Raw genomic sequence first — 11,858 nt, 5'->3', positions numbered from 1 at the left:
ATCACATCTCATACAAAAACTTGGACACAATAGGGAACAAGAGGATCAGAAATGTCACTGGAAAAATAAACATAATGAGCGGAAACATAAGTTTTATGGGTGCTTCCATAGCCTTTTTCTCTGCACGCTGAAACCGCTCCACACGCCGCTGATCTGCTTGAACTCTCAGGGTATACCCCAAACTTGCACCAGTTCTCTCTGCTTGTGCCAAGGCACTAACCAAACTGTTAATTTCTGTAATTTGAACCCGTTCAGCCATATTTCGGAATGCTTGAGCCCGTGAGATACCCGCACGCATGTCACGTATTACCTTCTCAAATTCAATTTTAAGAGGACCAACAGGCCCCCTCTCAACAGCTTGAGTTAGCGCGCCAGACATGTTTAACCCAGCCTCGATTGCCATTGTCAAATAGTCAAGATACACCGGTAAGACTTTCACAATTTTCTCTTGGCGAGTTTTCCGAAGATCGTTTAGCGTTAACATTGGCAGAAAGTAACCTACTATCGCCCCAATTAATAAATAATTGATAGATAGTGCATCTAGCATCCAGCACCCAAGCCAGACAAGGAATATTGAAAACAAGGTGCTAATAATACGAATTGCAAAATACTGCTCGGCAGTCATCAGATATGATAGGCCGGAAACCTGAAGCTTTTTTGAAATACGCTCAAGATAATCGACGCTTAGCTTTTCACTGAAGTAAAATGCCACGACATTGACCAAAGGCCAGATCAATTTTAGACCTGGCGTTAAAGGGTCCATAAATTCCCTACGCTCTTCGGGAACTCGACGATAAATTCGTGCACAAGAAACAATCAAAAAAATGATTGATAGGGCATAGAAGGCAACCAGCAGATTAACCATATCCCCTCCTACACATCGATCGAAACAATCTTTCTGATGGTGATATATCCACCAAAAAGCAAAAGTGAAGATACAAAAATCACGGCCCAGCCAACTGGCTCAGTAAGAATACGGCCCATTGATTGTGGTTCCATATGATACAAAGTAACCCCAATGCCCACGGGCAATAGCGTCATCACTATGCCTTGCATTTTCCCTTGCGAGGTTAAAGTTGTAATTTTGCCTTCCATCTCGATTTTTTTCCGCAAAGTCTCGGACAATCTGAGTAAAACCTCCGCCAAGTTTCCGCCAACATCTCTTGAAATTTGCATTCCGGCAACCACAAGCTGAAATTCACTTTCCGGGATCCTCTGATAAACATTTTCAAGTGCTGTATTGAACTCCACCCCTAAACGCTGCTCTCGCAGAAATAGTTGAAACTCTTGCTTAATGGGTGCTTCCATTTCTTCTGCCATGAATTCAATCGCATTTGTGACATTGGCACCAGCTTGCATAGAAGCAGAAATCATATTGAGTGCATCAGGCAGCTGGTGCACGAATTGACGGCGCCTCCTGGTATGTAAGTATCGATAGGCGTATCGTGGTAATACCGCCAACGCGATGCTCAATAAAATGCCAACAAACCAAGATCCGAACAGCAACCTGCCAAAGAATGGAACAGAGACCAAAGTCAATATATTTATGAAAAACAATTGTTTAGGCTCAATAAACAAAAACATATCTGCCAAATTCGTTCTGGCAGATGAAGTAAAGGTTTCTTGATATCTACGAGCCAGTGATTCTCCAATGTGCTTCACTGACCACACCAGCAAAGACATCGAAACGAATGCCAAAAGCATAGGAAGCAACACATCAGCCATGACGAGCTTCCTTATCAAAGATATCGAGTTGTACCCGAACACCTCTATTGCGTAGAGCTTCGTAAAACTCAGGAATTGTTCCTGTCGCGGTATAGAATCCTAATACTTTACCTCTCTCGTCGAAGCCGGTTTGCTGGAACCTGAATATCTCGGATAGTTGAACAGTACTACCTTCCATTCCAGTTACTTCGCAAATACTCGTTACTCTTCGAGAGCCATCGGAAAACCTGGACTGCTGTACAATGATGTTCACTGCTGACGCAATTTGTTCGCGAATTGCCTGTACCGGCAAATCCATCCCTGACATCATCACCATAACCTCAAGCCTCGATATACAATCTCGGGGCGAGTTCGAGTGAGCAGTTGTAAGCGAACCATCGTGGCCGGTGTTCATTGCCTGAAGCATGTCAAGTGCTTCTCCGCCTCGGCATTCGCCAATAACGACTCGGTCAGGTCGCATTCGAAGGCAATTTTTGACCAAGTCACGTATTTCTATGGCCCCCTTACCCTCTTGGTTAGGAGGTCTCGCTTCGAGGGAAACCAAATTAGGCTGGTAGAGCCGCAACTCTGCAGCATCCTCAACAGTAATAATGCGTTCATCTTCCGGGATAAAGTTGGAAAGGACGTTCAACAAAGTTGTCTTACCTGAACCAGTCCCCCCGGAAATAACGATATTGCACTTTTGCTTAACCGCCATTTCCAAGAAATCGGCCATTTTTTGATTCATTGAGCCAAATACAACTAAATCACTTGCACTCAAGCGCCTCTGCATAAACTTACGAATTGTTATACAGGGCCCTTTTAATGCGAGAGGAGGTATGACTGCATTAACCCTTGAACCATCTTTAAGTCGCGCATCCACCATTGGGGAGCCTTCATCGATCCGCCGACCGATAGGTGCGACGATTCGCTCAATTGCACCTAGAACAGCTTGGTCATCACTAAACGAAATCTCAGACAAATATAACTGGCCGGACTTCTCAAAAAAAATCTGATCATGACTATTCACCATAATTTCGGTGACATCCGAATCAGCAATTAATGCCTCTAATGGTCCAAGTCCAATAGTTTCGTCAAGAACCTCTTTAATTAGGTCATCGGCATCAATTCCTTCTGGCAACGTCATGTTTATGACGATATGTCGGATCAAAGCTTCACTTTGCTCTCTAAGCTCTACGTCACTCATCTCATTAACATTTACCCGTCGAAGGTCAAACTGTTTCAACAACTCTTTATGGACTTGCCGGCGCCAGTGATTACGGAGCTTGATATGGCTTCGATCAATGCTCGAGGTTAAGTCGAACGATGGAGGCTCAGCCGTGGTCTTCTGACTAGCTGGGTCAGCTTGCGTCCCGACAGATTCTCCCACTTGCTCGAGATTTTCTGCATCGACAGCATTTGATTGGGGAATAACCTCACTTATTCCAATCCCCTCAAAACCCCTATTGTTATCTTGTACTCGTATAAAGTAGTCACCAATCTGAACTTTATCAGTAAACTGCAAGGGACCAAATATGCGCTCACGTTGTTCGTTAACTCTAATCCCAGTCATGCTACGGTTGTCTTCAATAAAAATACCTGCATCCTCTCGTTTAAGAGTGGCATGATGTCGGGCAACCTTAATCCCTCTTAAAACAATAAGATTCTCAGGATCTTTACCGATATGACATTCACGGTGAATACAGCTAAATTCACCGACTTTTGTCCCCTTTGTTGTACTAACGATTACATTAAACATGGTAACTCCTAATCCAGAATGTAAAACGCTTCCAACTTTAATGCATCATCAACCATTTCCCTTGCCCTCAACAGTGACTTTTCGTGACTTTCCTCCCCTGGATATACAACAGTGGGCGTAACAAATATTACTAACTCAGTTTTATCTTCTTTAAAGTCACGAGATTTAAATAACTCACCAAGGATTGGAATATCTCCTAAAAAGGGAAATTTATGAACCACCTTTGACATTTCACTGTTTACTAAACCAGAAATGACCATTGTCTGTTTATTTTGCACATTGATTACAGATTCGGTTCTACGTGTTAGAAATCCTGGAGCTCCGCCTTCTAATTGTATTGAAGGATCAACTGAGCTTACTTCTGCCATTACTTTACTAACAATATTTGAGTCAGAATCAACAACTGGTTCAATATCGAGTCTAATACCATACTCTTTATATTGTATGTCGACTGACCCAACGCCACTTACGGTTCTGATAGGAATTTCACCACCGGCCAAAAAGCTAGCCGATTCGCCGCTTCTAGTCGTAAGATTAGGTTCTGCCAGCATTCGGGCATCCCCTTTTTGTGCCAACAACTGAATTTGAGATCCAATGCCTGTCACTATGCCTAAATAGCTCCATCCACGAGTGTCGAGCACACCAATGGAGCCGGAAACAGCCTCACTAATTGCGTCTGCATATTGCCCTGGCGAAGTAACACTGAATATTGGGTTTGCAGTAAACGCTTTTGCAGCACCATAAGCGGGACCTGAAATAGCTGTGTCCCACTGTACACCAAGGTTATTAAGTGTAGACTTGTTAAACTCTACTATCTTTACTTCCATCTTAACCATTGGCTCTATAGACTTACCATACTTTACATATTTTATAAGAGGCAACACATTTTCATGTCCAGTCAATATCTTATCCAACACTTCCTTATGAGAAGCGTCTATCTCACCATGGACAATAACTACACCATCTGCTTCCGTGACATCTAATGCACTAAACTCAGACAGCTTTCGCTTAAGAGCTGACATTGTACTTAGTGTATTATCGGCAGTTACTACTACACTCATTTTTTTAATGGAACCATTTTTTTGCCAAAACTGTATGTCTGAAAGACCTTCTCCCTCAGCAATAAGAAGAACATTACTCTCATCGACTACTTTCGCACTTACAATTCCTGAGTTTCCAATTACAACTCTTTCTACATCCTTCACTTTGTAGAGTTCAACTGCCCCCACATATAACCTAACAGGTTGATTATTATGTGCATATACACTGTTAGCGAGAAAAATCATCACTAATAAAAAAATAGATTTTATAGTATTCATAGTGCTGCTTTATTGCTTTCCTTTGCTAGTTCAGCCATGATTTTCTCAGGAAGTGGATACGCTTGGAATGAGCTTTTTGCTCCACTGCCACCAGTAATTATCTCTACTTGCTTAAACTGACTGTTTGAATTCACTCCAAAAATCTGATCGCTATACATATCTTTTATTCTTACTGGAATTGTCTCATTCTTATTCCTGAGTAAAGAGACGAACTTACCTTTACCTTTAGCTAAAGATACACGCACGGCATCTTCAACCGATAACGCTAAAGTAACGGTATTATAAGAGTCGGGATTGTCATAGATAGACTCGACGAGTTCAGGATGTATATCTATACTCCTCTTCCCCGTAGCAAGCACCTGCGCCTTTTCAATTAGTAGCTCTAACTTTCCTCTTGAAGCCTCCTGCTCTCCAACCTTGTAGCTTAAGTACAAATCAACAACATCTGACGGCACTAACATACCAGCAGTTGAGTTTTCCTCGTCAATATCAATAGTTACGGCTCGCTGACCCTCAGATAATAGATCCGAAAACTGTTTCGCTTTAAAACCAGGTAAATAGGTACTCAATAAGGGGCGGCCGGGAGACATTTCGTTCAACAACATCTGCCCTGCCACTTCACTAAAACGCGAAGGGTGAATCACATCCAAAGGCAATACATCTTCACGAATAGATCGAACTGACATGTTTGACTCACTAACAATATCGCCCTTTCGCAAGTCTTGTGTAGCAACGACAACGTCTATCATTTGTACATTACTATTAGAAAGCTCAGCCCTAATTTCTTGTTCTTTTACAATAAAATAGTTCTTAGTTGCCCAAGCGGCAATCATCCCCAAAAGAAGAGCAATAACCAGCAAGACCCAGTTAAAGTCTATGCGTTTCAACTGCATTTATTCTACATCCTTATTTCAAAGAGGTAATGGAGGTTGTGACTTTGAGTGAGCAAAAGCCACATACCATGTTTTTAAAGCATCTAAGCAAACTTCAACTACATTTTTGCCACCTGAGCTGTGGTCTATTGGCACTAACAATGCCGCAACTAAGGCTCCGCAAACCAAAAGATACTCAACACTAGACTGCCCCTTCAAACAATGCTTATTCATAGACCATCTACCATCTCGTTAGCTACTATATGAGTTTTACCTAGTTCAGACTTCAAACTGATATCCATGAAGCTATTCTGTTTGTTAAACCTTAACACTGCCTGATTTACTGAAGGCTCAAGAATACCAACAACCTCTGTCCATCCCCTCGACTGGAAGTAGTTTTTATAATAGTAATAGCTTTCAGAAACTCGTCTTTCATTCATTAAAACGACTGTTCGACCTCGTTTAAAAAGATCTATTGAGCTAACATCAGAAAGTACTGCCGTACCATTGAGGGAAGGAAATACATTTGACTTATTAGTTTCATACTCGTCAAAGGAAAGATTCTGTGAGACTCCGACATAGGCAACTGAAAATTCGTATCTCCTCTTGACTCTGGCTGTCAATAGATATGGTGGCTGCCAGCTATTAATAATCACGTCTCCATTTAAAATGGTATCATTAAACTTTACACTATTACCTTCCCATTGAGTTGTAAAAAACCTAGCAAGTTCAGACGCATCACCTCGATAGTTTACAACCCAAGTCCGCATAGGCAGTCCCATGAAATTCATGTTATCGCTCACGATGTCAACAGACGCATTTTGGGGAAATGTAATTTCAGGCCATTCATCAGCACTAGTAACACCGGAAAAAAACAGAAAAGGTATTATTAACCAACGCACTACTTACCCCCATTCCCACAATTTGGTGAGCCATAGTTACAGAGTCGATTAGCAGGAATGGCTTCCATATCTGTATGACCAAATCTTAAGCTTCCTGGCTTCAACTCTCGCCCGAAGGGGATTATTCCTAGCACCTGCTGCAATAAACTCACTGGTTTCATATCCATATATTTGGTTAAGACTAGGCGTTCCGTTAAATTCTTTGCGTGAACAGGACCACCAGCATTCCATGAGTTGGCTAAGAGCGCACTGCTTCCAACTAAATTGAGATCCAATATTTGCATTGGGTCTTCTTGAGTTGAATCAGACAATGGGAACAGTTTAAACTTCTCCATAGTTGCCGAAACCTTAGCCTCGTAAAAGCGATTTCTATCCAGTGAGAAACCTGTATAGGAAAGCATGTTTCTTGCAGTACCAACTCCTGACTCCCAGAGTCCAGGAGCCTTTTTCCCGATAATAGATGCTATTAGGCGATCCTGTGGTTCTTTATCTTTTGCAGAATCTCCTACAGATTTGATAATCGTAATAGGGGCTTTATCGCGTTCTAGATTATGCTTTAATAAAGGATTTACTTTATTTTCCCAACTCCAGTCGTCAGAGTAATTACTTCTTAATGCTTCCCCATTTTTGGAAAAGAATCTCCAGGGTAATTCATTGTGAATGGACATTTCCGACTTACTGGCAAAATGAAATGATCCACTAGGAAATTGTTCTGGCCTGTCAGCACGCCATACAGTTCTTTCCCATGCTGCATATTGGGCAGCTTGAGACGTACGATTTCTAACTTCAGATATTTTATGCAGAAATGGTATAAGCAAAATCAATGGCAATATAACAAACGCCAGCGCTATTGCAGTTTCTGTCATTGCCTGACCTTTTTGACGTTTCATCCGTACCCTCATTACTCAGATCACGTTGGTAAGAAAATATACCCAACGTCGATCTACGCCCGAGTCATCAGTTAAATGAGGTTGCCAGAAGGGATTGTATAAGTTGCCGTACTCTGTTTTTTTATCCCTTCGAAGCCAACTAGATAGATCATTTGGTCTGGAATAAAACACACTTGCAGATGCCATTGCAGACATCCTATCCCCAAGCATCTTCTCATTGAGTGCCGGATTTGTATTCGTGTGACCAACGCTTAATCTAGCAGACGTTCTGACATAACCTTGCGATTTCGAAATCACGATCGCTATGTTGTCAGTTTCACTCTTTCCATCACCTTTATTATCCAAAGCATAAAATGGCTGTATGCCATCATAATCCCCACGAGTTTCTTCATTGTAAGCTGCTAAGTAGGTCGCTCTAGAGTTTGTAGCTCGACTCCGTCCCCAAACATTGTTTGAGTTTACATCGCTTAGACTTGTTCTTTCGTCAGATCGAGTTCCTCCCCATCCAACAGGTATTTCTCCCCCTCTCCACTTACATCTAAATCTCTTGCAACTCCAACGTTCAAGATGGATCCCAAGTGTATGCGCTGAAGTCCAAGTTTCTGCTTCACTCGAACCATTCGAAATAAGATCACTCCCTCCGGCCTTTTTGGTTGCCCAGCGTATTGGCCAAAGCCTTAATGACCAGGGAAATCCGAGTTTATAGTTGCTACCCTTTGAAAAGTTGTCTCTTGATGCCCCTGTCACCGCAAGGAAGTCTTGGTATTGAGTGCCATCATCGCTATCTTCACGACTAAATCGCTTTTGAAAATCCATCCAGATGCTTTTTACATCGTTTATCATCAATGGGTTCTGCATTAGATCTAATCGAGCATCAGGGTCATTGACCTCTACAATTTTCCTAGCTGTATCGATCCCTCCAACAAAACCCGCATAGTTTACCGCATACTGAGCACCGCTAATTAGTTTCAGCACCACATTCTCAAGATCTATAACCACCTCAAAAAATGGTTGTGCACCTTGATTAACTGTACGCGTTACATTGGCTACGGCGTTAATTGCTTGCCCAAGATAAGGAACCCAGCAAAGTAAATCACATGCATTATCGGTGAAGGTCTCGGTCATATTAAACCAAGCAGACAGACCAACCATTTGTGCAACCGCAACTTGATTTGCAACAGCAGCTCTGTTTGTGTAAGCCTTAAAGTTCAAGTCGCGAGCGGCTATGGCCGCCAAAGAATATGCTGCATTATCAGCCGTGTATTGAAGCTTGGTGCCTTGGTGGTTTAGCTGTGAAGCATTAAAGCCAAACAACATCGCCATCACAGCAAACCCTAGCAAAATGACGGACAGGATCATTGCCTGTCCACGTTGACGAGTTTTCAACATCCCTGCGTCTCCTAAAGCTCGTTGGCCTTAGGGATTTAATCTACAACTGGACCACCGCCACCGCCACCACCGGATGTCCCACCGGCAGCTTTGTTAGCTCCTTCGTTATAGTTCCCTAAATTGTAATCCTTGTTGGCGACAGTTTTAGCACTGCCTGCCGCACTTTTAGCATTAGCAATATTTCCTTGGGCATCTTGCCCCGATAGTTCACTGGAAATACCAGCTACTTGGTTCCTTAATGTCTTTCCAAGAAAGCTGAATGTTCCAATTGCTGCTATAGCAACCAGTGCCAGAACTAACACATATTCTACACTTGATAGACCTTGCTGCTTATTCATATTCAATCCTTGAACCTAATTAGAGCCCCCTATAATAAGGTTATAAAGGAGCTCTTTAATCCGGTATTACTGGCCAGAGGCAGCCTTATTGGCACCCTCGTTATAGTTCCCCAGATTGTAATCTTTATTTGCAACAGTTTCCCCGTTATCTGCTGCAGACTTGGCATTTTGGATGTTTTGCTGAGCATCCTGTCCTGAAAGCTCAGAAGCCAAACCTGCTACTTGGTTTCTGAGCGTCTTTCCAAAGAAGCTATAAACACCAATTGCAGCTATCGCCACCAAGGCCAGCACCAAAACATACTCTGTTGCTGCCATACCCATTATCTTACGTTTTTTCATGAATCACTCCTTGACACAGAAATAGAACAAATATTCAGCGGGATTATCACACAATCCCGCTTACAAACTCTATTACCCGTAGAGGCAGGTCAAAATGCGAAAACTACACCCACGATAGCTAGCCCTTTAGAATGACGAGAGTAGATGAACACGTCCTTTCAAATTGTTTTTACGATAAATATTCTGTAAATGCATTTTTACCGTATTCTGAGAAATAGCTAATTTATCAGCTATTTGTTGATTACCTAAGCCTTGAAATACATAATCAACTACTTGCCGTTCTTTAACGGTTAGATCTAAATCTACATTACCTACCCAATTCCTGCTTTCTACTCCTACACCCCCTGTAATTTCTTCAACAAACTTAGAAAGCGCCTTCCTAGAGAAGCACATTTCTCCTCTAGTTATGCTATCAATCGCCGAAAGCTGAAGGACCAAAGGGCTTTCAACAAGCACCAGCCCAAAAAATCCCGCCCGTAACAGCTCAATTTCCAGTTGTAGATCTGCTTGGTCGACAATAGCGATATACGCAAGAAAGGGCTTACGACTTAGAGAGTTGGATGTAGGCGGTTTTTGGCAGCAATCCACAAAAACAACACGGTCTATGTGTTGCTCGTCCGTGTTTAGCAGCGCCTTTCGTAAACACCCACCATTTGCAAGGTAAAGTTGTTTCAACTCAGGTAATAAGTCGAAGCCCTCGCCTTCCAAGTGAATGCTGGCACGGGTTTGTATATCCATATTGCGTTTCTCAGGGGTAAAATTACTACTGGGTACTACGACTACAAGAGGCGGACATTTTAATTGTTTTGTCGTATCATCCTGCTCTCTTAATTAATACGCTAAAGTAAGATTCGCCCGCTGAAAAGGATTTTTTATGGGACAAAATACTTTATTGAGTACGATATTTTTAGCAGCGACTGCCTTCAATGCTTCTGCCGATGCACTGTTCAGCACCTTCCCGGATGCCAAATATCCCGCAGAAAAACACATACATTTTACGCCACTCGATGTCATTACTGCGGTTGATGGTGACAAGCTCTCGGTTTTGCCGGTGTCAGGCAAACTTACCCAACAGAGTTTTGAGCTGCCAGACAGCTATACGCTGGAGCTGGTTATCAATAACTATTTGGCTCAGCTCAAAAAACTAAACGCCGAAATCGTGTTTCAATGCCAGCAGCAAGCCTGCGGCGAGCCCTACGCCCTAAGGGATCGGTTGGCACCCAGGATAAGCGTAGACACCAGTTATCCCGGCGCCTACGTGGCGGCAAAGCTCAAAGGTGTCAACGGGGATGTTTACAGCATCATTTATGCCTTTCACCGTGAAGGCAGTTACACCAGGGTGCAGCTTGCTACCCTCGAGGGCATGCCCGAGCCGCTGGGTCTGATTGAGGCAAATCAGGCGTTTTTACAGCAGGCTCCAAAAGACGTGGAGATAAAAGACAGACGCAGTGAAGATAGAAAGGACTCGGCCGATCATCCGTTGCTTGGCCGCATGCCAGGCAGTTACATCAGCCGCTATAAGCAAACCAATTTTACCCAAGTCCCTGTGATTGTGGGTATTTCTGCAGCCGGATATCAAACCCAACCACTCGATGCCAAACTCACCGAGATCCGTTATCGGATGCCTGAGGAATACTCGCTGTTTGAAATAAGCAGTAACTACGCCGCCGCAGCCAAAAAATTAGGGGCAGAGCCTGTGTTCCATTGCAAGGGTAATACCTGTGGTGACGACGCAGAACTCATAGAGGCGATGGGGTTATATCAGGATGTTAAAACCGATGAATGGCAGGACTATCAGCTATTTAAACTAAGCCATCCTGGCGGTGATCTGTATTTCGATATCTATGCCCAGGGCTACTACGATGGCACGCCAGCCGACACCACTGTGCGTGTAATGGAGCTCTCGGCACTGAAAGAAGACAGGGTTGCCATTGACCTTGACGCCCTTACCAAGGCCATTACCCAATCCGGCAAGGCAACCCTGGAAGGCCTGCTGTTCGATTACGACAGTGAGCAAATGCTACCCGAGTCCAGGGGCGTATTGGAAGTACTGGCAAGCTACCTTAAGCAACATCCGAAGCTGGATTTTTACGTGGTCGGCCACACCGATGATAAGGGCGACAGCAGCTACAACCAGAGCCTGTCACAGCGCCGCGCGATAGCCGTGATAAAGCAGCTCACCGAGCAATACCAGATCCCCGCCAGCCAATTAACCGCCCATGGCAACGGCGAATTCAGCCCCGTTGCCAGCAATGCCAACGAAGCCGGTCAGCGGCTGAACCGGCGGGTGGAACTGGTGCTCCGCTCTGATAAAAAGTAATTGTAAATCAAAATAATACTAAGGAT

12 protein-coding genes are annotated in these 11,858 nt (G+C 43.4%); 1 reads left to right on the top strand and 11 read right to left on the bottom strand.

What is annotated here, in order from left to right:
• Position 1: 1 nt before the first annotated feature.
• The 11 genes from MJ923_RS02085 to MJ923_RS02035 form a co-directional block, all read right to left on the bottom strand.
• A complete protein-coding gene (locus tag MJ923_RS02085; protein ID WP_240589709.1) occupies positions 2–865 on the bottom strand; it encodes a type II secretion system F family protein in 864 nt (287 codons plus the stop codon).
• Positions 866–873: 8 nt separating this feature from the next.
• Complete coding sequence (locus MJ923_RS02080) at positions 874–1,725, bottom strand: type II secretion system F family protein (protein ID WP_240589708.1); 852 nt, start codon at positions 1,723–1,725, stop codon at positions 874–876.
• The gene (locus MJ923_RS02075; protein ID WP_240589707.1) at positions 1,718–3,463 is read right to left on the bottom strand and encodes a TadA family conjugal transfer-associated ATPase; all 1,746 of its coding nucleotides are present in this window, start codon (positions 3,461–3,463) and stop codon (positions 1,718–1,720) included. The genes MJ923_RS02080 and MJ923_RS02075 overlap by 8 nt, the downstream gene beginning before the upstream one ends.
• 8 nt (positions 3,464–3,471) lie before the next feature.
• Positions 3,472–4,782 carry a type II and III secretion system protein family protein gene (locus MJ923_RS02070; RefSeq protein ID WP_240589706.1) on the bottom strand — a complete coding sequence of 437 codons (1,311 nt, stop codon included), beginning with the start codon at positions 4,780–4,782 and terminating at the stop codon, positions 3,472–3,474.
• A complete protein-coding gene (cpaB, locus tag MJ923_RS02065; RefSeq protein WP_240589705.1) occupies positions 4,779–5,675 on the bottom strand; it encodes a Flp pilus assembly protein CpaB in 897 nt (298 codons plus the stop codon). Before cpaB ends, MJ923_RS02070 begins: the two co-directional genes overlap by 4 nt.
• A gap of 209 nt (positions 5,676–5,884) precedes the next feature.
• Positions 5,885–6,556: a hypothetical protein gene (locus tag MJ923_RS02060; RefSeq protein ID WP_240589704.1), complete on the bottom strand. Its 672-nt coding sequence runs from the start codon at positions 6,554–6,556 to the stop codon at positions 5,885–5,887.
• Positions 6,556–7,446 (bottom strand): hypothetical protein, encoded by an 891-nt coding sequence (locus tag MJ923_RS02055; protein WP_240589703.1) that lies wholly within the window; start codon positions 7,444–7,446, stop codon positions 6,556–6,558. The genes MJ923_RS02060 and MJ923_RS02055 overlap by 1 nt, the downstream gene beginning before the upstream one ends.
• A gap of 15 nt (positions 7,447–7,461) precedes the next feature.
• Positions 7,462–8,835, bottom strand: coding sequence for a pilus assembly protein TadG-related protein (locus tag MJ923_RS02050; RefSeq protein WP_240589702.1), 1,374 nt, complete (start codon positions 8,833–8,835; stop codon positions 7,462–7,464).
• Positions 8,836–8,870: 35 nt separating this feature from the next.
• Positions 8,871–9,173, bottom strand: coding sequence for a Flp family type IVb pilin (locus tag MJ923_RS02045; RefSeq protein WP_240589701.1), 303 nt, complete (start codon positions 9,171–9,173; stop codon positions 8,871–8,873).
• A 66-nt stretch (positions 9,174–9,239) separates the two neighbouring features.
• Entirely contained in the window at positions 9,240–9,512 is a 273-nt protein-coding gene (locus MJ923_RS02040; RefSeq protein ID WP_240589700.1) for a Flp family type IVb pilin, read from the bottom strand.
• A gap of 126 nt (positions 9,513–9,638) precedes the next feature.
• A complete protein-coding gene (locus tag MJ923_RS02035) occupies positions 9,639–10,250 on the bottom strand; it encodes a response regulator transcription factor (protein WP_240589699.1) in 612 nt (203 codons plus the stop codon).
• Between the two features lie 136 nt (positions 10,251–10,386).
• Between MJ923_RS02035 and MJ923_RS02030 the strand changes: the two genes are divergently transcribed.
• Positions 10,387–11,832: an OmpA family protein gene (locus MJ923_RS02030; protein ID WP_240589698.1), complete on the top strand. Its 1,446-nt coding sequence runs from the start codon at positions 10,387–10,389 to the stop codon at positions 11,830–11,832.
• The last annotated feature ends 26 nt before the right edge of the window (positions 11,833–11,858 follow it).

It is taken from the genome of Shewanella zhuhaiensis (assembly GCF_022484835.1).
In the GTDB taxonomy this organism is placed as follows: domain Bacteria; phylum Pseudomonadota; class Gammaproteobacteria; order Enterobacterales; family Shewanellaceae; genus Shewanella; species Shewanella khirikhana.
Note: the sequence above shows the minus strand (reverse complement) of the source record. Positions and strands in the feature narration are given on the sequence as shown.

Excerpts from the sequence above, each read along its gene's own strand:
- MJ923_RS02030 (WP_240589698.1), top strand. The coding sequence starts at position 10,387 with ATGGGACAAAATACTTTATTGAGTACGATATTTTTAGCAGCGACTGCC.
- MJ923_RS02085 (WP_240589709.1), bottom strand. The coding sequence starts at position 865 with ATGGTTAATCTGCTGGTTGCCTTCTATGCCCTATCAATCATTTTTTTG.
- MJ923_RS02055 (WP_240589703.1), bottom strand. The coding sequence starts at position 7,446 with ATGAAACGTCAAAAAGGTCAGGCAATGACAGAAACTGCAATAGCGCTG.
- MJ923_RS02075 (WP_240589707.1), bottom strand. The coding sequence starts at position 3,463 with ATGTTTAATGTAATCGTTAGTACAACAAAGGGGACAAAAGTCGGTGAA.
- MJ923_RS02070 (WP_240589706.1), bottom strand. The coding sequence starts at position 4,782 with ATGAATACTATAAAATCTATTTTTTTATTAGTGATGATTTTTCTCGCT.
- cpaB (WP_240589705.1), bottom strand. The coding sequence starts at position 5,675 with ATGCAGTTGAAACGCATAGACTTTAACTGGGTCTTGCTGGTTATTGCT.
- MJ923_RS02080 (WP_240589708.1), bottom strand. The coding sequence starts at position 1,725 with ATGGCTGATGTGTTGCTTCCTATGCTTTTGGCATTCGTTTCGATGTCT.
- MJ923_RS02035 (WP_240589699.1), bottom strand. The coding sequence starts at position 10,250 with ATGGATATACAAACCCGTGCCAGCATTCACTTGGAAGGCGAGGGCTTC.
- MJ923_RS02045 (WP_240589701.1), bottom strand. The coding sequence starts at position 9,173 with ATGAATAAGCAGCAAGGTCTATCAAGTGTAGAATATGTGTTAGTTCTG.
- MJ923_RS02050 (WP_240589702.1), bottom strand. The coding sequence starts at position 8,835 with ATGTTGAAAACTCGTCAACGTGGACAGGCAATGATCCTGTCCGTCATT.
- MJ923_RS02040 (WP_240589700.1), bottom strand. The coding sequence starts at position 9,512 with ATGAAAAAACGTAAGATAATGGGTATGGCAGCAACAGAGTATGTTTTG.